The sequence below is a fragment of the Desulfonatronum thiosulfatophilum genome (assembly GCF_900104215.1).
GTDB classification, from domain to species: Bacteria; Desulfobacterota; Desulfovibrionia; order Desulfovibrionales; family Desulfonatronaceae; genus Desulfonatronum; species Desulfonatronum thiosulfatophilum.
Map to the genome: position 1 here is coordinate 74,996 of NZ_FMXO01000012.1, position 21,534 is coordinate 96,529.

General features: G+C 56.8%; 20 protein-coding genes. 7 read left to right on the forward strand and 13 right to left on the reverse strand.

Annotated elements, in window-relative coordinates; genetic code table 11:
- Window positions 1–63: 63 nt before the first annotated feature.
- The 7 genes from BLP93_RS11055 to BLP93_RS11085 form a co-directional block, all read right to left on the reverse strand.
- Window positions 64–1,038 (reverse strand): alpha-L-glutamate ligase-like protein, encoded by a 975-nt coding sequence (locus tag BLP93_RS11055; protein WP_092121420.1) that lies wholly within the window; start codon window positions 1,036–1,038, stop codon window positions 64–66.
- Window positions 1,035–2,564 (reverse strand): inactive transglutaminase family protein, encoded by a 1,530-nt coding sequence (locus BLP93_RS11060; protein ID WP_092121423.1) that lies wholly within the window; start codon window positions 2,562–2,564, stop codon window positions 1,035–1,037. Before BLP93_RS11060 ends, BLP93_RS11055 begins: the two co-directional genes overlap by 4 nt.
- On the reverse strand, window positions 2,561–3,118 hold the full coding sequence (locus BLP93_RS11065) for an ATP-dependent zinc protease family protein (RefSeq protein WP_092121426.1): 558 nt from the start codon (window positions 3,116–3,118) through the stop codon (window positions 2,561–2,563). The genes BLP93_RS11060 and BLP93_RS11065 overlap by 4 nt, the downstream gene beginning before the upstream one ends.
- A gap of 442 nt (window positions 3,119–3,560) precedes the next feature.
- Window positions 3,561–5,906 (reverse strand): SLC13 family permease, encoded by a 2,346-nt coding sequence (locus tag BLP93_RS11070; protein WP_092121430.1) that lies wholly within the window; start codon window positions 5,904–5,906, stop codon window positions 3,561–3,563.
- Window positions 5,907–6,010: 104 nt separating this feature from the next.
- Window positions 6,011–9,019, reverse strand: coding sequence for an efflux RND transporter permease subunit (locus BLP93_RS11075; protein WP_092121431.1), 3,009 nt, complete (start codon window positions 9,017–9,019; stop codon window positions 6,011–6,013).
- Window positions 9,016–10,101 carry an efflux RND transporter periplasmic adaptor subunit gene (locus BLP93_RS11080; RefSeq protein ID WP_092121432.1) on the reverse strand — a complete coding sequence of 362 codons (1,086 nt, stop codon included), beginning with the start codon at window positions 10,099–10,101 and terminating at the stop codon, window positions 9,016–9,018. Before BLP93_RS11080 ends, BLP93_RS11075 begins: the two co-directional genes overlap by 4 nt.
- A 60-nt stretch (window positions 10,102–10,161) precedes the next feature.
- Window positions 10,162–11,616, reverse strand: coding sequence for a diguanylate cyclase domain-containing protein (locus BLP93_RS11085; protein WP_208596628.1), 1,455 nt, complete (start codon window positions 11,614–11,616; stop codon window positions 10,162–10,164).
- Between the two features lie 157 nt (window positions 11,617–11,773).
- On the opposite strand from BLP93_RS11085, the gene BLP93_RS11090 reads away from it, so the two are divergent.
- A complete protein-coding gene (locus BLP93_RS11090) occupies window positions 11,774–12,136 on the forward strand; it encodes a hypothetical protein (protein WP_092121436.1) in 363 nt (120 codons plus the stop codon).
- 41 nt (window positions 12,137–12,177) lie between these two features.
- On the opposite strand, the gene BLP93_RS11095 is transcribed toward BLP93_RS11090, so the two are convergent.
- From BLP93_RS11095 to BLP93_RS11105, 3 genes are read right to left on the reverse strand one after another with little or no spacing between them, the layout of a single operon-like run.
- Window positions 12,178–12,381 (reverse strand): hypothetical protein, encoded by a 204-nt coding sequence (locus BLP93_RS11095; RefSeq protein WP_425248227.1) that lies wholly within the window; start codon window positions 12,379–12,381, stop codon window positions 12,178–12,180.
- A complete protein-coding gene (locus BLP93_RS11100) occupies window positions 12,378–12,683 on the reverse strand; it encodes a type II toxin-antitoxin system RelE/ParE family toxin (protein WP_092121440.1) in 306 nt (101 codons plus the stop codon). Before BLP93_RS11100 ends, BLP93_RS11095 begins: the two co-directional genes overlap by 4 nt.
- A complete protein-coding gene (locus BLP93_RS11105; protein WP_092121444.1) occupies window positions 12,680–12,958 on the reverse strand; it encodes a type II toxin-antitoxin system Phd/YefM family antitoxin in 279 nt (92 codons plus the stop codon). Before BLP93_RS11105 ends, BLP93_RS11100 begins: the two co-directional genes overlap by 4 nt.
- Window positions 12,959–13,709: 751 nt before the next feature.
- Here BLP93_RS11105 and BLP93_RS11115 point away from each other — a divergent pair.
- Complete coding sequence (locus BLP93_RS11115) at window positions 13,710–15,227, forward strand: ATP-binding protein (protein WP_092121451.1); 1,518 nt, start codon at window positions 13,710–13,712, stop codon at window positions 15,225–15,227.
- Between the two features lie 260 nt (window positions 15,228–15,487).
- On the opposite strand, the gene BLP93_RS11120 is transcribed toward BLP93_RS11115, so the two are convergent.
- Entirely contained in the window at window positions 15,488–16,396 is a 909-nt protein-coding gene (locus tag BLP93_RS11120) for a cation diffusion facilitator family transporter (protein WP_161946297.1), read from the reverse strand.
- A gap of 185 nt (window positions 16,397–16,581) precedes the next feature.
- Between BLP93_RS11120 and BLP93_RS11125 the strand changes: the two genes are divergently transcribed.
- The 4 genes from BLP93_RS11125 to BLP93_RS11140 all read left to right on the forward strand — a co-directional run bounded on the left by BLP93_RS11125 (window position 16,582) and on the right by BLP93_RS11140 (window position 18,987).
- On the forward strand, window positions 16,582–16,833 hold the full coding sequence (locus tag BLP93_RS11125) for a hypothetical protein (RefSeq protein WP_092121457.1): 252 nt from the start codon (window positions 16,582–16,584) through the stop codon (window positions 16,831–16,833).
- Entirely contained in the window at window positions 16,820–17,941 is a 1,122-nt protein-coding gene (locus tag BLP93_RS11130; protein ID WP_161946298.1) for an HprK-related kinase B, read from the forward strand. The genes BLP93_RS11125 and BLP93_RS11130 overlap by 14 nt, the downstream gene beginning before the upstream one ends.
- Window positions 17,942–17,983: 42 nt before the next feature.
- Window positions 17,984–18,394 carry a hypothetical protein gene (locus BLP93_RS16690; RefSeq protein WP_139162984.1) on the forward strand — a complete coding sequence of 137 codons (411 nt, stop codon included), beginning with the start codon at window positions 17,984–17,986 and terminating at the stop codon, window positions 18,392–18,394.
- A 182-nt stretch (window positions 18,395–18,576) separates the two neighbouring features.
- The gene (locus BLP93_RS11140; RefSeq protein WP_092121462.1) at window positions 18,577–18,987 is read left to right on the forward strand and encodes a hypothetical protein; all 411 of its coding nucleotides are present in this window, start codon (window positions 18,577–18,579) and stop codon (window positions 18,985–18,987) included.
- Between the two features lie 34 nt (window positions 18,988–19,021).
- Here BLP93_RS11140 and BLP93_RS11145 read toward each other — a convergent pair whose 3' ends face one another.
- Window positions 19,022–19,582, reverse strand: coding sequence for a 3D domain-containing protein (locus BLP93_RS11145; protein ID WP_092121463.1), 561 nt, complete (start codon window positions 19,580–19,582; stop codon window positions 19,022–19,024).
- A 19-nt stretch (window positions 19,583–19,601) separates the two neighbouring features.
- Window positions 19,602–19,883 carry a hypothetical protein gene (locus tag BLP93_RS11150; RefSeq protein WP_092121466.1) on the reverse strand — a complete coding sequence of 94 codons (282 nt, stop codon included), beginning with the start codon at window positions 19,881–19,883 and terminating at the stop codon, window positions 19,602–19,604.
- A 387-nt stretch (window positions 19,884–20,270) separates the two neighbouring features.
- Here BLP93_RS11150 and BLP93_RS11155 point away from each other — a divergent pair, with 387 nt between their 5' ends.
- A complete protein-coding gene (locus BLP93_RS11155; RefSeq protein WP_092121469.1) occupies window positions 20,271–21,512 on the forward strand; it encodes a DEAD/DEAH box helicase in 1,242 nt (413 codons plus the stop codon).
- Window positions 21,513–21,534 lie beyond the last annotated feature (22 nt).

The window sequence follows — 21,534 nt, forward strand, 5'->3', positions numbered from 1 at the left end:
GATTCTTTCATGCCGCAAAAAGATTTGATGATCCTACGGATGCGCGGGAGCCTGGCGAGTGAATCATGACAGGGATTGCCCATGTCGCTCAGCATCCATCAGCGCCTGTACGTAAGCCGTCCGCTCCGCGGGGCTCAAGGGCTTCTTCGGCTGCCCGGCCTCGATCAGGTCGATGCGAGCGTTGAGACCGGCGCCATTTGCAATCTGTATCGCGAGACCGGGACGGGCGTTCAACTCGAGGATCAACGGGCCGCGGTCGTGATCGAGTACCACGTCGACCCCCAGGTAGCCGAGCCCCGTGAGTTCATAACAGCCGGCCGCCAGTTCCAGCAGTCGGTCCCATCCGGGGATCGCGATACCTGAAATTTCGGCGCCCGTGTCCGGATGGTGTTCGATGATGTCGTTGTGCCAAACGCCGTGTCCGGTGAGCCCTGTCGTGATGTCGATTCCGGCGCCCACCGCGCCCTGGTGAAGGTTGGCCTTGCCGTCGGAGGTCCGCGTGGGCAGGCGTACCATCGCCATTACCGGGTAACCCCGGTACACCACCGTTCGGATGTCGGGCACTCCCTGGAAACTGACGTTGGTGAACAGGGGGTCGAACTTGACGCGGTATTCGATCATCGCCTTGTCGGGTTGTCCACCGAGACTGTACATGCCGCTCAGGATGTTGGACACATGGTGTCCCAAACCCTCTTCGTCCTCAAGCAATCCGCTGACCTTGCGAAAGCGCTTTCCCATCCGGCCGGTGATTACCAGGATGCCTTTTCCTCCGCTGCCGTGGGCCGGCTTGATCACAAAATCCTCGCGGTCAGCAATGATCTGAGGCAGGCGGCGGACGTCGTGGTTGGTCTCGACAACTCCATAGAGCGCGGGGACCGCTATTCCCGCTTTCAGGGCGAGCTCTTTGGTCAGCAGCTTGTCGTCGACCAGCGGGTACTGTTTCCGCGGATTCAGTCGAGAGATCATCCGTGCGTTTCGCTCGTTCATTCCCACAATCCCGAGCTGCCGCAGTTCTCGCGGGGTGATGAACCAAGTCACGGACTGGCTTTGCCCGCAAGGGCGCGGAAGCGGATCAACTCGGAGAGACGGTAGCCCTTGTAGCGGCCAAGGAGCAGGGTCGCGGCCAGCACGATCAGAAGCAGCTCAGGGAACACGAAGATCAGGTGTTCAATGTACGGGTTGATCATCAGCAGATAGCTGATGATCGCGGTACCCATGCTGCCCCCCCCCTGACGGATCGCGTCAGCGGCGCCATTTTCCTCCCAGATGACGGACATCCGCTCGATGGTCATCGCCAGGATCACCATTGGGAACAGCGCGACGGCAAGTCCATGCTCAATACCGAGTTGGTGGCTGACGATGCTCAGTATCAGCATCAGAATCACCACAATGATCACCACCGCTGCGAGTCGCGGCACCAGCAGCAGTTTCAGGTGTTCGAGGTAGAAACGGATTGCGAGCCCCAGCGACACGATCAGCGTGAACAGGATCACGCCGCCGAGGAGCTCGGTTTCGCGAAATGACAGCGCGATCAACACCGGCATGAACGTTCCGAACGTCTGCACGCCGACCACGTTGCGCAGCAGTACGATGATCATCGCTCCGAGCGGAACCATCAGCAGCACGCGATACATATTCTGGGTCTGGACAGGAAGCCCGAGCAGGGAAAAGTCCGCGATGCGCGAATCCACCAGCTTTGCGCGCAACTGTGCGGCGTCCACCGCGCTTTGGAAGTTGCGGGTGACGGCAAAGCTGACTTGTGCGTTACGGGCGCGGCTCAGTTCCACAGGTTCCTGGTCGCCGTACCACCACACGAGGAAGTTGGCGGGATACCCTACGCTGCCGTCCGTGGGGCTGATCGGTACCCACTCCCGCGTGTTGTGAACCTCGAGCCAGGTCCGCGGCTGCAGGTCCCGGGACCGATCGGCCAAGTGCAGGCCGTGCGCCATCCGTGCCGGGATGCGGGCGCCGGCGAGCAACTGGATTGCCGCCCGGACGCGCTCCCGATCATCGCTGTTGGCAGAAACGAAAAGAGAGATCTTCTCATCCGGTGCTTGAACCATGTCGCGCATGAGTACGGTGGCGAAACTGGTGATGTCTGCCGAATGCTCACGGATCCGCTGGACGATCGCGTTCGCCGCCGAGGCGTACGGTTCCTCAAGTCGAGGGAGGTCGGCGGGCCCCGGGAACTCGGCTTGTGGGCGCAGGGAACGTTTCAGCTCAGAGACCGTGGTTCGATAATAGACGACTTGGCGCCCGCTCGGACTGCGGGTCGTCCAAATCGCTTCGCGGTTATCTCCTTGTAAACCAGTGGTGAGGCCGTAGCCGCGGGACACGAAGTGCTCGTCGAGCAGCCCGAAGCCGGGTGGTTGATGCGGAATGAGCAGGCGAGCCGTGACGGCGCCGCCGGTGGGCTCGAACGCGAACCTGGCTTCCACCAGCCAGTTGTCGGTGATCTGGGCTGGCAGCACCGGGAAGCCGTAATTCCTTGCCTTGTGCTGGAATATCCCCAAGCTGGCAGCCGCGAGAGCCAGAATCAACAGCGGCAGATGTAGTCGTTTCATGCCTGGGGATCGAAGTCGTCGGCATCGGATTCTTCGGGAACATCGGACGCCGGCAAACAGTTAGGGCGGTGCAGAAATGTCTCGGCGGAATCCACCAGGATGATGCCTCTCATGTGATTCCTCCCGACAAGTGCCTGATAAAGCAGTTGAGTGCGGTCGATCAGGCTCATTTCCTCTTCCCGGTAATGCGGCCCGATGCAGAGGCCGATCGATACAACGGGTCGGCGCTGAAAGTCACCGTCGTGACGCACGATGCGTATGTGGCGGATGAGGGGCCGTTCGATGCGCACGAAGTTCTCCGGATCTTCGGGATCGATGATATCGAACGCGATCCACCGCTTGCCGTCACGCCGGAAATACTGCTTGTTGAGCGCATTCAGAGACGAGATGGTGGCGCCGGTGTCCATTCTCGCCTTCAGCGAGATGCCTTCCGGCAGGACCTCGATCCGCTCGATCCATCCGTGAATTGTGCGGACGTCCGTGTCGTCTGCCTGCGCTACGCCGGTCAACAACAGGCAAAGCAGCAGGGCCACGGGAAGGATTGGGAAACGCATGAGCTCCTTAAGGGCGCCAGCCGCACGAGGCTGACAAGGTTTGACCATTAATTTTTATTTAAGCTGATTCGTCGATTCGGCTCAGCCGCTTTCATCTGGGCGGCGTATATCCGGTCAGGCTCAGGCCCGCAAGAGGCCGTTCGGCCCGAGCCAAGAGTCGAGGTGGATGGTTTCCGAGGATAAGAACCTGCCCCCAACTTGAAACGCAATGCCCTGGCCGCGGGCACGAAGCTGGGAATGATTCGTGCGGTACGTTGCCAGGGCATAGAGCTAGTCAGGAATCATGCAGAAGGCTTTGCGCTCTGGAACGCATGACTTCCTCGGGCAGGATGCCGTTGACTGCAAATGGCACATATTGACGGCAGTCCGTTGGCCGAGGAACGGGATCCTGAATAGGAATAGCGATCTGCTCTCCATAGTGCCGGAACGCTTGTTCTCAAAGTCATGCCGGGAAGAGAATGGGCAGCAGCCAGACGCAGACGATCAGGGAAATGAGGGTCAAGGGTACGCCCAGTTTCATGTAGTCCACGAAACGATAGCCGCCGGGGCCCATGACCAGCAGATGGGCCGGATGGGACAGCGGACTGGCAAAGCTGGACGAAGCGGACATGGCCACGGTCATCATCAACAGATGCGGCGAAATGCTCAAACTTTCGGCAGCGGTCAAGGCCACCGGCGCCATTAAAACCACCAAGGCAGCGGTGGGGATGACCTGCGTCCCGAGGACCGTGATCGTAAAAAGCGCCGCAACCACCCACCGCGGCCCATAATCCCCGATCACGGCAATTAACGCCTCGGCCCCCAATTGGGCGGCTCCGGTGTTCTCCACGGCAACGCCCAAAGGCAGCATGCAGGCAATCAGAAACACCACCTTCCATTCAATGGCCCGGTACGCTTCTTCCATGCTCAGGCATCTCATCAGGACCATCAGGGTAGAACCGGTGAGTGCGGCGATGGCGATGGGCAAAAAACCGAAAATGGCGCTGAGAATCACGGCCAGCATGATGCCCGCGGCAATCGGCGCTCGTTCCAGGCGCGGCGCCTGGGCCGCAGCCTGATCAAGCACCAGAAAGTCCGGGTTGCGGGCCACGGCCTCCAGGCTGCTCCGTGGTCCATATACCAGCAGCGCATCTCCGAATTGCAGGGGTATCTCTTGCAATCCGTCGCGGTAGGCGCGGCCTTTACGCCAGATCGCCAGCACGCTGACTCCGTATTGATCGCGAAACATCAAATCGGCCAAAGTCCGACCTGCCAGAGTGGTCCTGGGGGAAAGGAGAACCTCGGTCACGGTAACCTGCTGGGAATCCAGGTCGGCAAGCAGACCCGGATCTTGTTTTTCAATGGTCAGGTCCTGCAGCCCCGCAAGCACCTCAAGGTCTTGCTGGGAACCTTGCAGCACAAGCAGATCCCCAACCAGTATTTTTTCATGGGGCAACGGCATGCAGATCATGCTCTCACGCCGGACAATGCTGACCACGGTCAATCCAAAAGCATTGCCCAGCCGGCTTTCCACCAGATCTCGATCCGCCAGAACAGAACCCTCCGGAACGCGCACGGCCGACAAATGGAGTTTACCGTTGAGCAATCCCCGCGACTCCCCCGGGTCCGTCCGCAACTCCCCGACAACTCCCTGGCGAACAAGGTCGTCCAGGGATGTCTGCTCTCCTTGCAAAACAAGACGATCGCCAGCGGCAAATCGATGCCGGTGGGGATCCCCGACCTCCACTCCATCGGCGCTATACAACGCCAATACCTGAACCCGGTGCTCCCGTCGCAGTCCGCTCTGTCCCAAGGTCAACCCCAACAAGGAAGATTTTTCAGCGACCCGGCCCTGGACAATGACCATCCGCTCGCAGACCAATGCATCGAGGCGGTTCAACGGCTCTACCAGAAGGTGTTGACTGCCGTGAAAACGTTGCAGCTGCTCAGGTTGCCCGTGAACGACGATGATGTCCCCGGCTTCCAAGACATCGGTGGGTCTGGGAGCGAGCATCAGCGCTCCTTTTTTACGCTGCAAGGCCACAACTGTCAGAAACAATGCGGAACCAAGCCGGCTTTCAGCCAGAGTGCGGCCATCCAAAGGGGACCCTTGAGGAATACGGATGGTGAAGATGTGCGTGTCCATCTCATAGGAGCTTCCAAGAGACGTGCCGAGGGCGCCCTTGTTCTCCGCGCCGGGAGCGTGATTCGGCAGCATCCGGCGACCGATCAGCACGACAAAGATGATGCCCGCGACGACGATGGCCGCGGTTATCGGCGTAAAGTCCAGCAGCGCGAAAGGGGCGAAGCCCGCGTTGCGCAGCGCGTCCGTGGCCAGAATATTGGGAGGGGTTGAAATGCCGGTGAACGGTCCGCCCAACAGGCAGCCCAGGGCCAGGGGCATCAGCAGTCGAGACGGCGGTCGGCCGCTACGCCGGGCCAGTTCCATTGTCGCGGGCAAAAGGATGGCGGCCACGGTCACGGTGTTGATCAAGGCGGACAAAATGCTTGCGGAAACCATCAATGCGACGATGAGCGCGGCTTCGCTGCCTTTGGCAAAACGTTGCAGCGGCAATCCGAGCTGATGCGCAATCCCCGTACGCGTCAGACCGGCGGAAAGGATGAACATGGCCCATACGGTAACCACGGCCGGACTACTGAATCCGGCCAAGGCCTCCTGAGGTGAAACCAGACCGCTTAACGCCAGAGCGGACAAGACCATGAGCCCCACCAGGTCCACGCGCAGCCTGCCGCTGATGAACAACCCCAAAGCCGCGATGATGATCACGGCGAGTATGAACAATTGCATCGTCACAAATTATTCCTGAGCAGAAATCTGGTTCATGGAGACCGACAAGCTTAAGTCTCTCTCCGTAGCTTTACTGTTTCAAATCTCGCCTAGTGCCGTTGCGATCAAGCCTCTCTTGATGCGAAGACCAGGCGGTAGGCTGCCGGGAAGATGATCAGGGTCAGGACCGTGGAGGCCAACAGGCCGGAAATCATGGCCGAGGCCAGGGGCGGCCAGAAGGTCGAGGAACTGACCGCCAGGGGCAGCAGCCCGGCCACGGTGGTGCCCGTGGCCAGCAAGATCGGCCGGATCCGCCGAGCCACGGCCTCCCGGACCGCAGTCCGCACGTCCGCGCCCTCACGACGTTCCCGTTCGATCATCTCCAGGAGCACAATGGCGTTGTTCACCACCACTCCGGCCAGGGCGAACGCGCCTAACATGGACATGAAGCCAAAAGGTTGATTGTTCAGCAACAATCCTGGCACGATGCCCACAGCCGCCAGGGGTACGGTCATCAGAACCAGGGCTACGCGTCTGAAGGAGTTGAACTCCGCCAGCAGTACGCCAAACAGCAGTAAAAATCCGATGGGCAACACGGTCATTAGGGCCATGTTCGCCTCTCCGGCGCTCTCCGCTTCTCCACCAAAGGCAATTTCCACGCCTGGGGGCAGTTCCAGTTCGCTCAGCCCGGGTTGCAATGCCTTCATAACTTGGCTGTAGGTTACGCCGGCGGCGAGCTGGGAGGAGACGGTCACCACTCTTTTGCCGTTGCGGTGGTTGATCGCCGCGGCGACCCAGTCCAGCTCCTGCCTGGCAAGGCTCCCCATGGGCGTCAGGTGTCCCTGGGCCGTACGCAGGTCAATGGCCGCCAAAGCCTCGATATCCAGGTGTTCGCCTTGGGTGGTCCGAATGAAGATCGGTATTGGATCGTCGTCCAAGTACAGCTCGCCGATTTCCAGGCCTCGGGTTCGCCCCAGAAGCGTTCGGGACACGTCTTCGCGGCTCAGGCCATGGCGTCCGGAGGCTGCATCGTCGATATGCAGCCGGATGGTTGGGGACCCTGGACTCATATCGTGGCGAACGTCCCTGGTTCCGGCAATGCCGGTCAGGAGTTCGGCCACGCCCATGGCAGCGTGATGCAAATCCTGGAAGTCGTCGCCGAACAGTCGAATTTCTACTGGAGCCTGGACTGGAGGTCCCTGTTCAAGTTTTCGGTTGACGACCTCCACTCCGGGCAACAGCCGTGCGGCCACGGAAGCGACGTGATCCAAGAGGGAGTCAACGTCCTGGATATGTCTGGTCTCAACGATAAGCTGGGCAAAATGGGGGCTGAAGGGCGTGAGAATAATGTTGTAGTAGAACAAGGGCGCCCCGCTGCCCATGAAGCTGGTCGCGCGAGTCACGGATTCCTTCTCCAACAGGGAGTTCTCCATGATCCTGGAAGCCTGCTCCGTGGCCAGAAGATGAGAGCCTTCCGGCAGCTTCAGATCCACGACAAACTGGTTGCGATCCGCGGAGGGAAAAAATTGCTGCTCCACCCTGGTGCCGAGCATCAGCACAATGCCCATGAGCAGCAGGGCCATGAAAACGACCGATTTGGAATAACGCAGGGCGAAATCGGCCAGACCGTAGCCCATGCGGACCAGATTGGATTCCCGGCGGGGCGGGGAAGGTTTGAGGAACTTCCGGCACAGCACTGGAGTGATCAGCATGGCGTAGCCGAAACTGACCGTCAGGCAGAGCATGATGACAACAGGGATGGTCCGGGTAAAATCAGCCGTAACCCCCTGGGAAATGAACATGGGGACGAACGCGGCCAGGGTTGTTGCCGTGGCTCCAAGGAGCGGGGTGGCCAGTTCCCGAACCGCCTCCAGCGCGGCGTCCGTGCCCGATGCGCCCTGGTCCATGCGGTACTGGACGTTCTCGGCCATGACGATGGCGTTATCCACCAACATGCCCAGGGCCATGATAAAGGCGGCGATGGAAATCTGGTGTAGCACCCCTCCGCCCCAGGCGAAAAGGGTCAGGGAGGAGAGGATCGCCAGAGGGATGACGGCGGTAACCACCAGGCCCATGCGCGGCCCCATGATCAAGATCAGCATGCCGGACACGATCATCATGGCGCTGAGCAGGGCGCGATTCAGGTCCGATATCCGTTGCGCGGTATGATCTGGCTGAAAAGAAACTTCATGAATCTGCAGTGGCGCGACGTCCTCACGAGCCGCTTGCAGCGCGGAGCGGACTTCCCTTCCAAAGGCGACCAGATTACTGTTTTTCTTGGGCGTGATGGCCACGCCCACGGCCATTTTCCCGTTGAAACGCATCCGTGACGTGCCCGGTTCAAGAACTCCGTGACGCACCGTAGCCAAGTCCTGAAGCAGGATGGAGGCCCCGGAAGGCAGAATAACGGGAGTCGAGGCAATTTCCGAGACGGATTTAAACTCGGAGAGCGGACGCAGGCGCACGGTCATGCCGGCCAGCTCAATGGAGCCTCCAGGGATGATTCGATTGCGGGCGGCCAGTTGCGCGGCCAGTTGATCAGGGCTGATCCCGATCCGTCTGGCAGCAGCGTCGTCCATCTGGATGACCACCTGCTCTCCGGGGTCCGCCACCAGATTGACCTTGGAGACCGCAGGAAGCCGCGACAGGTGGTCCTTGGTACGCAGGGCCGCGTTGCGCAGTTCCAACAAATCGGCGGATCCGGTAACGGCCAGGACGACCGCGTCCGGTTCTTGAATTTCCCTGTTCAAAAGCGGGGGTTCAGCGCCGGATGGAAATTTGCCTCTGGCCCTTTCCAGAGCCCTGCGCACCTCATCCCAGGTCTGATCGAAATCTCGGATGCGGCCACCCAATTCCACTTCGAGCACTATCATCTCGTCAAAGGCCGTGGCATCGATGATCCTGACCTCATCCACCTCGATCAGTGCGTCTTCAATGGGCTTGAGTATTAAGCGCTCCATGGTCAAGGCATCCGCGCCCGGAAACGAGACCGTCACCTGCCCCCAATAGTCCGGCAGGAGAGGGTCTTCCTGGCGGACCATGGTCATCCAGAGCAGAGCCCCGGTCAGGGACAGCACCAGAGCCATGGTCAGGAACAATCGTCCCCGGTCCAGCAGGGCTTGCGCGATGTTCACGGCGCCACATCCACGGACTGGCCGTCCGTGAGGATGGTCTGGCCGTGAACGACCACCAGGTCTGCTCCGACAATGTCGCCGGTCACGATGACCTTGTCCGCGCTGAAGCCCTCAAGGCCAACGAACACTTGGCGCGCCCGTCCGTCGGTCAGAATGAACAGGCTGGGCCGAGCACCACCTGGATTGATCACTGCGGACAACGGGACAGCAAAGGCGGGCCGGGATTTTACGTCCAGGACCAGTTCCGCGGTCATGCCCGGGACAAGCCCTGATTCCGATTCCAGTTCCACCACTACGGGAAAAAGTCGGCCTGACCCTCCCGCAGCCCGGGCCAAATGGGCGATTCTGCCGTTGACCCGGACATTCCCGGCAAAGGGCAGGGTCGCATGGACACTCTGCCCGGGTTCCAGGCCAATGATAATGTTTTCCGGTACCTCCACCTCCAGCTTCACCCGGTGATCATCCTGCAACTCCAGGACTGGTCGACCCGGATCGGCCCATTCGCCCGGCTCGAGGTAAACCGCGGTCACGACCCCGGAAAAAGGCGCAAGCAACCAGGATTCGTCCCGGCGTCGCAGCGCTTCGGCCAGCTGAGCCGTGGCCCCGGCCAAAGCTGCCTGGAGTTGATCCATCAACGCCGTGGCTTGCTCGGCCTGTCTGGCTTCGACCACGTTGTCCGAACTCAGGCGCGAAAAGCGCAGGTGGTCTCGTTCGGCCTGACCCAACTGCACCGTCAGCTCGGCAGCTGCAGCCTTGGCCTGGTCAACGGCATTGTCGAATTCCCGCAATCCGAGATTTGCCAGGGCCTGATCGGCCTGGACCCGATCGCCCACTTGCACCGGTCGGGAGGTGATTTTTCCAGGGACGGTGAAGGACAATATGGCTTGCCTGTACGGCTGGGTGATGGCCGTGAAGCGTGACTCACGGGTCACGCTTGCAACAACCACGGGGTCGACATGAACTTTTGCAGCATATTTGGGTTCCGCGGCCATCGAGATGGGTTCCGGCCTGAACGTCAGGACCACCGCACCGGCCATCAGTGCCAAGCCAAGGAGAACAGAACAGATCATACGAAAACGCATTGACTTCTCTCCGAAATGTTTAAATACGAGTGATTACTCAAGATGTTGAGGCCCATAGCATCATACTTGTTCTTCTGCCCCATAAAACCGAATCGTATTTCGACCTGCTGCTTTTGCTTGATACATGGCCTTGTCGGCGCATTTCAGAATGTCCTCGGCGCTGTCTTCATGACCCAGAAACACAAACACGCCAATACTCGACGAACAATGGCATTCAATGATGCTCTCTGTCTCATCCGCGCGTGTGGCGTTCAATTTGTAGACATCGGATAGCCTAACGCGGATCTTTTCTGCAACGACCCTGGCATGGGCGATGGATTTCGTATGATCCGCAACCAGGTCGCCAAACATCACCACGAATTCATCACCACCAAAGCGTGACACGGAGTCCATCTCGCGCACACAGCCTTTTAATCGATTTGCAGCTTCAATCAGCAAGAGGTCACCCACAAAATGCCCGTGTTTATCATTTAGCGGCTTGAAGTTATCCAGGTCGACAAACATCAAGGCGCCATGGTGTCCAGTGCGCTTGCTGGCTACCAGCGCTTGGTTTAAGCGCTCAATGAGCAAGCGGCGGTTGGGGAGTTGGGTCAGCGGGTCATAGAACGCCAGTTGCCGAATCTGGTCCTGCATCTGTTTACGCTTGGTGATTTCCCGAGTGATGCCGTGAAACCCGGTTAATTTTCCGTGCTCGTCCCGCACAGCCTTTGAAAAGACCTCTCCCCAAATCACGCTGCCGTCCTTGCAGCGGTGGGGGGCCTCGAAGGTAACAAAGCCAAGGGGATTGCCTTCCCGCTCAGCTTGCTGCCGCTTGCGTATGGCTTCGGTGACGATGGCGATGCCTTCTTCATTGAATAATTCAAAAACATGACGACCGACTACCTCTTCTGCCTTGTATCCGCGAAGGCGCTCGTCAGATGGGCTGATGTAGGTGATGCGAAATTCGCTGTCAGCCCGCCAGAGCACATCCATGGTGTCTTCCGTGAGGAGCCGATAGAACGCCTCTCTTTCATTCAGCGTCCGGGTACGCTCCTCAACCATGGTTTCGAGTACCTGGTTGTGCTCCTGCAAATTATTGAGTGGATAGACCTCACCATCCTGCACCAGGTGATAGGGAACCGAAATGCCGCTGTGGACTATTTTCCAAGCCTCGTCTTCAAGACGAAAGATCAGAACCAGTCGCGCAACCTCTCGCGAAAGAACACGCTCGGGAACCGGTAGGTGGATGTTGAAAAAAGCGTTTACAACGACGACATTCTCACTCAAGTCCTGCATCGCGATATCGCGCATTTCGATGCGTATGCGCCCTGGAACCTCGGAAAAATCCTGCAGGATGATTTTGCCCCACTCGTTGCGATCCGTGACCAGAACACTTCCGCCGACGGTGTAACCGCTGAAGCTTTCACTGAAGAACGTTGTCAGTCGATCATCGCGTGAGGCGTAGAGCTCAATGTACTCGTCAAACAGCTCGCGAATTTTATGATGGCGTTCCGGATGAAGCATGATGGATTTCATGGGAATACTCATTTATAACAAAAATAATATTAAGACGTACATGTACCACACGAACTGACCGATGGCAGCACCAATAAAGGCATTCTAAGGCAATTATAAGGCCTGTAGATGTCCTTTACTCTATTAATTCAATGGACTGCTTAGGTCCGCCCTAACTATGGAAACGATCGGTCTCGACAAAGATGAAGCGACCATACTGGCGGCACCGACTTCGGATCGTTCCGCGCTCATGGAGCGCCTGCGGCACGGCCTGCTCAGGCAGGGCGAGGATATGCCGTATTCCGTACAAGAAGCTTTGTTCTCGGTCACCAGCCTCTTCGAGCGCACCATCTGGTTGCTGAGCCGATACCTCGCCCTGATCGCGCCACCAACGCTCCCGACGTCGCTCGGGATCAGGATCATCAATCGTAGCGCAACCGAGGCATCTCAGGCGCCACAACCCAGCCGGACAAGCAGTTTTTGGGAAATAAGCTTATTATGCACGTCCCGTACTGTACTGTTCCTGCTCGTTCAGGTGTAACCAGCAGTCCATCAACATTGCGCCCTGATGACTGATAACAATCAACTGATAACAGCCGCAAGCCGCTTCATCGAATACACCCCATCCACCCCGCCAACCGGCGTGAACCTCCTTTCATCCTTGGAATCCAGCAGGTGCTTTACCTCGTCGAACACCTCGGACACGAACTCTTTGGAGCCGATGATGCCGGAATCAGTAAAATACCGGCAACGGTGGCGGGAGACGTCGGTGCGGGAGAGGTTCAATCCGTATGGGTTTCATCTGATGGCTCATTGGGGATCTGTGCGCAGTGCCACACTGCCACAATCCAGACGGCATTATCTTTGACCCGGTAGAAAAACCGATAGGGTGTAACGATGACCTCGCGAAAGTGGATGTCTGGAAACTCAGGAAGGGTCCGCCCAGATTCGGGATGGTCGCGGAGGCGGCTGAGGACCTTCTCAGCCTTTTGCCGAAAAGAAATCGCCGCGGACGGTTTGTCGCGACGGATATAGGCTAATACTTTCAGAAACTGATCGCGGGCTGATGGGGTAAAAAGGATCTTCATTGTTGTTCTGCCAGCAAGGCATCGGCTTCGGCCATTACTTCTTCTAAGCTGAAGCCGGCCCCTGCCTCGATTTCCTTCTCGCCGCGAGCAAGCAAGCGCAGAATTTGGAGTTCATGCTGCGTATTCTCATACTCTTTCATGCTGACCATTACGGCTGCAGCTCTTCCGCGCTGTGTGATGAACAGGGGTTCGCGGGAAGTGGATATACGCCTGATGACACCGCTGACGTCCTGGCGGAGATCGGAGATAGGGATAATTTTCGGTGTTTTTTGCATTGGGTGTACCTCCTTTTGTACGTCTAAGAGTATCAGCTGGAGGCAGGTGACGCAACGAGGTTTTTTTCGGCTAACGCTGCTAGTCAGCCGCGCGGCTTTTTGCGTCGGCTGAATTAGCCTTGTTGGAATGCACGGACAGCCTAGAACGGATGTCCCACGATGATGGCCATTCCATGCGCCGACGCGATTGCTTGTTATTCACCTGTATCGGACTCGACCGCGCACACCGCTTCGGGCGCGCACCGAACAAGCGACTGTCGCACCTTTAATGACCCAGAGGGACACATCGAGAGGCTTTTTCGGGAAAGAGCGGGTGAATGGGGTAGAAAGCAGAACACCGTGACGGATCTTATTCAAGATCAAACGCCATGCGAAGAGAGCACCAAACCCAACATCAGAGCTTCAGGTTGGTGAAGCCGCGGCCGCGCAACTCCTCCATCAGCAATATGGAAGCGGTCATCACGGTCTTGGACGTTTGTGGAACCAGAGGACAAAAAGATGCTGGTTTAGCGGCGATTATGTCGAACCCGGCATGAGGGGCCGTATGGTGCAAATCGTCATATGGACGGCATCCCACCTATACTATATTCAACCTCGGTCGCAGGCCTTTCACAGCGGCCTTGCTGACGTCATCAAAGCCTCGGCGGGGACGACGTTTGCTTATCTCATGGAAGATTTGAGGTCGGGTGGTTTGGTACTTCGTATTTTCGTGCATCATGAGCGTTGAATTAGTAAAACAATAGAGGATGCCATGCAGCAGCACACCGATGTCGTTTCAATTGACTTCCCTTCCAAGGCGGCCTTGATCCCTGTAATCGGGACCACGATCCGGGAATATGCAACGCTGGCTGGGTTCTCGGTAATGGATGCCGAACGTCTTTGCCTCGCCTTCGAAGAAGCCGCTTCTTATGCCATCTCATTGGGTTTCGGGCGAGAGGATGACTTGTTGCGGCTCGGATTGTTCCGCACCACGATCGGCCTTGAGATGGTTGTCCGCTCCAAAGGTCTGCCCCTGGAGGATGAGGCGCTCCCGACCTTCGATCCGCAACGGTTCGCGGTCGCCGGGGACGACACCGGGCTGCACTCTTTTCTTGCCCGGCAAATGGTTGACGAGGTGACGTTTTCTTTACTGGAGGGTGGAGAGCGGGAGATCCGCCTCGTCAAGCATGGGGCCGTTCAGGAAAGTGAACAGGACAAGGGAGAGGAAAAGAGGGCACTGTCGCGGAAGCCTTCCACCAGTCCGCCCACGCGTCGGACATTGACCAGCCACGCCGTTCGCCTGGGCAAGCCCGAGGATAGCGAAGGCATCGCGCGGTTGGCATTGCGGGCGCATGGCGCGGTTTTTTTTAATGAAGCGATCTACTATCCAGCCCGGGTTCGCGAGATGCTCGAGCAGGGGGAGATGGTCTCCGTGGTGGCTGAAGCGGCAAGTGGAGAACTTATGGCGCATTGCGCCATGGTGGCCGACACGCCGGGAGCGCGCGTGAGGGAACTGACCTATGCCTTCCTGGATACGCGGTTCAAGAGCCCCGGCGTGAGCGAGGCCGCGTACGCCTTTCTCAGCGAGAGCGCCCGAACGCTGGGTCTTCGCGCGATGTGCGCCCTGGCGGTCACGAATCACATCCATTCCCAGCGCAACCTCCTTCAGCAAGGATTTAAAGAAAGTGCACTGCTTTTGGCGGCCAGCCCGGCCTCCCGGAGTTGGCGGGAAAAGGACGGGCATGATCCGGGGCGCATCGCCAGTGTCGTGTTCGTCAACTATCTGCACGGAGACGACGAGGCACTTCTCCACGTTCCGGACAGGCACCGCCCCATGGTCAGGCAAATATTCCAGCATCTGGGGAGAACATCTCGCTTTGCCGATGTTTTGAAGCGCGGTCTGCCTGAAGGCCCCGCGCAGATTTATTCGGAATCCGACTTCAAGGAAGAGTGGACGTGGATCAGCGTCGTTGAATACGGACACGACATCCTGAAACACGTGGGCGACCAGTTGGCATTGTCTTGCGGGCAGGGAATCCCGGTCGCGCACCTCGAGCTTCCCTTGGCGGACCCAGCCACCGGCGCGGTGGCCGATCTTGTTGAAAAAATGGGGTTCTTCTTTGCCGGAGTCGGCTTGAACGAAGATGGCGGAGAGGTTCTCCTGCTTCAGTACCTGCATGGCGTGGACCCAGACTACGACTCCATCCACCTTGCCTCGCCCTGGGGCCGAGAACTTTTGGAGTATGTGCGCGCCGTGGACCCCCGCACGTATTCTGAACCGCGTCCGTGATCGGACTTGGACAAGAAGGGCAAATCTACATCGAAATCCAAATCGCGATCGAAATCGAAATCGAAATCGAAATTTGAATTGGAATTAATAAAATGCTGTTATCATCCCGTAATTACGTCATCTTCTTGGACATGGCGTTCGATTTCGATCTCGATTTCGATTTCGATACCGATTCAGATGGCGGGTGGGGGCGAGAACAAATCTGCCTTGTTCGGACACGAAGAGGAACGCCAGGGGGGGATATCAGGGGACGAAACGCATCAGCACACTGATTTTGTTGAAAGTGATACGCTCACGAAACTGTTTTCTATTTTTCCTTCCAATGACTCCCGCATGGACTGGATGACCTGCTGGACTTCGCCAACGCGTTGGTCGGGGTCAAATTCCAGAAAGATTTCAATGAGAACCCGCCCTCCCGTTCTCCGCGAGCGGACACCGTGAAAATGGACATATTCATGATAAAATCTCGCCAGTTCACGGGTGATGATGATCTGGTATTTTTCTTCGAGAGTCCTGTCCAGGAGGTCGAAGAGTGAATTTTTGATCAGCCCGTAGAAGGAATAGATGATGACGCCGCCTAATGCGAGGGATATGACGGGATCGATATAGAGCGACCATGCGTATTCCCGCAGAAGAATCATGGCCAGCAGGCTGACCAGTATCCCGCCGGCGATGACCGTGTCGGACATGGGCACCCGCCATTGAATGTCCGTAACCGGAGAAGGGATCCTTTTGTGGATCCGATAGTTGCGAATCCAAAGATAGCCGCTTAAAACCATGGATACCAACATGACCACGGCTCCCATGGCCAGGTGGCCGGGATCAAGAGGAACGGGCGAAACAAGCCGCCCTATGGACGTGTAAAGTATGTACCCGACGGAAAGCACAACAAACCAGGCGCCGATCACGCCAATGAGATTTTCGATTTTGCCCGCTCCGTAGTCAAAGTTGGCGCCCATCCCTTTTCTCATTTTGTGAAGAATGAACAAGAGCATGGCATTGGCGAAAAAAACATTGAAATCGCCGAGAAGATCCGCATAAAGCGTCATGGAATTCGCAAAAACGGCAACGACGAGGGTCGGCCCGAGAATTGCCAGGTCCATGATGACTGAAATGAGAGCTGTTCGTTCCTTCGTGGCGTCGGCGTCGGTGTTGGCTGGCGTGTTCATGTGGGGATGGATACTCCGTAATGTCATTCGGGTAAACCGCCGGCGAAGCGAGGCCGCAAAATCAAGGCAAGGGGGCCTTAGCTGAGTAGTTGCGATGGTGTTTTATTCCGAGTTGCTTCGCCTTAAATAAAAAAGCGCACTCTAAATGGGATAAACGTTTTGACGTTGCACAGACAGGAGAAAGGATGATGACGATGACAATGTCCGTGCCGGGTGGTGACGTGTGGAGCAAGCCCTTGAAGAAGTTGACCAACGCTGAATCGTTGCTTTCAATCATCACCCTCAAGCTGGGACAGTACATGAAACATATTGCAGTGAACGGCAACCCCGGTTCCATCCACGGGAAAGCCTGGCGTTTTTTTTGGGAATACTGTGGTCTGGATGCCTCGGTTCATTTCGCGAAGCATGTGCTCGGGCGCGATCATGTCTCGCCATAGTCCGGAACAGGTTCATTCGCTCTTATCAGAGATTTTGGACAGCGCTCGGATTCAGGCCACATTAAGACTTCGCTTCAGCGGTTGCCGGATCGTGGTGCATGCTGACGATCCGCAAATCATTGCCAAACTTCGCCGTTATTATTCCGAATTTCAGGATTCCGTTCATACGGAGAACATGCAGGACCGGGACCCGGATATCCTGATCACCGCGCTGGAAGGTCCTCCGCTGGAGTTCGACGCGCCCTGGACCGTGAAGCAGCCTGATCCGGGCAAGTCCAGGATCAAGGAAGAATACCTGGACCAGGGCGAAGTACGGATCGTGCTCAAGCGGCTGACCGGGATGCTCTTTCTGTTCGATCAGCGGCGACATGCGGCGTTCGGTCCCTGTCTGGCCAACGAAAATCAGGTGATCAACTTCATCAACAGCCGCTTCATCCAGTGGATGCTGGACCGGAACAGCCTGCTCTGCCACGCCGCCGGGGTGGCAAAGCACGGCAAGGGGCTGGCCTTGGCCGGGTTTTCCGGGATGGGCAAGTCCACCCTTGCCTTGCACATGATGAGCCGGGGCCTGGATTTTGTGAGCAACGACCGCCTGTTGATCCACCGGAAAGACGACAAAATCATGATGCACGGCGTAGCCAAACTCCCTCGGGTCAACCCCGGGACCATTCTGGGCAATCCCTCCCTGTCCGGGATGCTCGATGAAGCCCAGAAGGACGCCTATGCCGGGATGGCGCCGGAGGAGCTGTGGGCCTTGGAGCAGAAGCACGACGTCTATCTGGATGAATGCTTCGGACCCGGAAAAAATTTGAGTTCGTCGAACCTGAACGGCCTGGTGATCCTGAACTGGAGTCCCAAGTACCCGCGGATTTCCCTGGAACTGGTGGATCTGGCTCAGCGTCCGGATCTGTTGGATACGGTGGTCAAATCACCAGGAGTCTTCTTCCTGCCCCGCCCGGGCTGCACGTACCGGTTCAAGCCCGAGGCCTACCTGCGGATGTTCGAGGACTGCGCCGTCTTCGAGGCCAGAGGCGGAGTGGATTTTGATCATGTTGCCAAGGCTTGCATTCACTACCTGGACCAGCAGGAACGGACCTGCTCGGCATAGTGTGGACCGATAAATTTACGTTACACAGAGAGAGAATGGAAGATGACGTTGCCGCGCTGGTGGGGTGGCGTTTCCAAGCGCTTGCTCATGAATACTCGGCTTCATCCATGGCCCGAATTGTTCCGGCAGGGTGTGCTGAATAATTGCCGTGATCAGGACGGTTCCGGTATTTTTTTGGCTGCCAATTATGGACTGCCACCAAATTTGGCTATTGGCAACGTGCTGCAAACTCTTGTGGCGCTTTCTTCCTTTGGTTTAAAGAATGTAATGTCATTACTTGTGTTTATGTTTTGGAATGGCTGTTGCAAAAAAAAAGAATTGCGCGCGTGTATTATTGACATCCCCTGCATACCGTTGCGCTGGCTGAATTTTTCAGGTAATGCCGCACCATCCATTATACCATTTGGCATGAAGGTTAAAGATTCTTCGACCTGTTGTATCGCCATGTTATGAAGCATCATTACCGGCAGTCAGAAAATACTCAGCACACGACAAAGTCCCAACGGTCCTCTCTTACAGCGCGAATCTGATGAACAGATACCTCAAAGTGAATTTCGCAATGACCATTGACGTTGATCCGGCCTTGTTGAACAACATAGCTTCCAGCAATGCCTTGGGCAAAAGGAGAGGATAGTATGAGCGACCTGTTGATGAGAAACATCGCCCTCGTCTCCATGGTTTTTTTCATCGGTCTCTTGTCCTATAATTCCGTACGGAGCGGGGAGCCGAAATTCGTCTGGAATGAGCGGGAATCAATTTCCTTGTGTCAGGAGAAGATTTGCCTGAATGCCGATGACACCAAATTATGCCGGGCTGACCTTGTTCTCATAAATCAGTGCATGGACAGGATGCGTCAGGGGTACGGAAAGTTTGAAAAGACAAACGCCCGTTTCATGGCCAATCAGGAAAACCTCGCGTTGCGTCGAGCTGCCTCTGTTTGTTCCCCTGAGCATTATTGGAACAGCCAGAAAGCCAAGACCTACGATTGGGAAATGGTCGGAAACTGCTTTGACAACATTCGCAGGTGGCACGAAAAGGGCGTCTAGCAGGTATAAAGGCTGGAGTTGGAGTGGGAGTTCATCAAGGCTCGGAGTGGGATGTGAAATGCATGCACTCCTGGTTGATGCCTTTTTCATTTTGAGCCAGGGGCTCGATGAGTGTGACGAAAACATTCTCCCGGACCCCGATCTTCAGGGCTTCGTCGACTTCCGGAACCAGAATGTCTATAGCTTTTGTATACCTGGAGTTCATCAAGTCGCTGACCATCCTGATGCCGAATCCTTCAATATAGACTCTTTTGCCCAGCCATCCCCGCAGATCTCGGGATACGGCTACGGTCCACCCGGGTTTGGGCCGCTGCATGATCGCCGTGTTCTCGATGTCGTCGTTGCATTCTTCCTTACGGGCCGTGTAGGCGGATAGCCGGAGGTAGTGGGTGTTTGCCTTGTGATAGGCATCCAGAATTGCCTTCAAGATGAGAATCTCCTCTTGGGCTTTCTGCAGTTCCAACTTCTGCTCATATATGCAAATAATCTCCGACTCTGCTCCAGCAGTCATTTCCGTAGAGCTTCCGGCCATCGCGGCCATAGCGTAAAACTGCACGAGCATGAAAATTATCGCCGGCAAGGGGTGGCGTGTCATGTCAAACTCCTCCTGCTAATCATAAAATCGGTTCATCACGCATGCCTGGATCATTTTTTCTTGCCAATTTTTCCAGTTTTTCAAGAAAGAGTTCCCATCTGTTCCTTCGGTTTTTCCACTGGACACAGCCCAGAGGCGTAACCGCTTGAATCAGAAGTTTGATTCTCGTGGCAAAGCTTGGCAGAAAAAATGTTGATATTGCTACAATATTTTTTTTATCGATGTTGAAACCGTGAGCTGGAAATTGCCGACAAACCGTGAAAGGCTTTGTTTGGCGAATACAAAATGCCTTTTCTTGCAACCATCATGCCTTCCTTTCTTTGTCCGGCGAGGAATTGGATTGTTGTTTAATTTTAATAGGTTGTTTTGGATTAAGTAATTTTTTTCCAGCGATATGTACAGGATGATTGGACTTAGTCCTGTCACAAGCTTCAACCCATGGCTATTCTCGATCCAGAGAACTCGAGAATGGGCTTTTACGTATCCTTTACATTTGTAGGGAAATGGCTATTTATCGCCTTGCTCCCGCGTGATATGGAATTGAGTCCCTTCTTTCGACGCCTCATTTCGGCTTGCCGCCGCCAGCCCGACAGATCCCTCGAACACCAGAGCCTTTACCTTTTGCCGAAACATCGGCCCGCAGTCTCGTGATCACGCCATTCTGCGAATATACTTTTCAGGAGCTTTAATGAATTTTGATTCTTTCGCGCTGGACAAGCGCATCATGGCGGGCGTGTCTCGAGCCGGTTACCTTGTGCCGACACCCATTCAGGAACAGGCGATTCCGTCGCTGCTCGAAGGCCGCGACGTTCTGGGACTGGCGCAGACCGGCACCGGCAAGACGGCAGCCTTTGCGCTCCCGATTCTGCAGAAACTGCTGAATTTGGATGCGCCCAAGCGTGGTCCCTTGCGCGTTCTGGTGCTGGCGCCGACCCGGGAGTTGGCCCTGCAGATTCATGAGAATTTTGTGGAACTGGGCGGCGAAACCGGATTGCGCAGCGCAGCGGTTTTCGGCGGCGTGGGGCAGACTCCCCAGGTCAAGAACCTGCGCCAGGCTACCATCATGGTGGCCTGTCCGGGACGGTTGCTGGACCTGATGAATCAGGGACTGGCGGATCTGTCCCAAGTAGATACCCTGGTATTGGACGAGGCGGATCGGATGCTGGACATGGGGTTTGCTCCGGATATCCGGCGCATCGTTTCCCGTCTGCCCAGACAGCGTCAGACCATGCTGTTTTCCGCGACCATGCCGGAGGAGATCCGCAAATTGACGCGGGAGTATCTGCAAAATCCCGTGGAGGTGAAGGCCGAAACAATCGGGCAGGAACCGGCCATCTCCCAGGCATTCTATCCTGTTCCGGCGCATCTCAAGGCCCAGTTGCTGGAAGAGTTGCTGCGCACTACGGAACATGAAACCATGCTCATTTTCACCAGAACGAAGCACCGGGCCAAATCTCTCGCCAAAAAACTGGAGAACAAGGGTTGGGCCGCCACCTTTTTGCAGGGGAACATGTCCCAGAATCGGCGGCAGGAGGCCATGGCCGGACTGCGTTCGGGCAAGTACAAGATCATGGTGGCCACGGACATTGCGTCCCGGGGCATTGATTGTCTCCGGATCAGCCATGTGATCAACTTCGACATTCCGGACACGACGGAAAGCTACACCCATCGCATCGGACGCACGGGCAGAGCCCAGCAGACCGGGGAAGCTCTGTCCCTGATCTGCCGTGATGATGATGAGCAGGTCCGCGCCATTGAGCGCAGATTCGGCGGCCGCATTGAACGCAGGACGTTGGAAGGGTTCGACTACAATGCCCCCGGCCAAGCCGAGCCGGAACGTGAACGCGTGCAGCATCGACCCCGGACAAATCGTCCAACCCGCGGCCGGGCCGGCGCGTCCCGAGGGCGAGCTGAAAACAGGGCCGGATAGTCCCGCCGCGCCATCGCCCTCA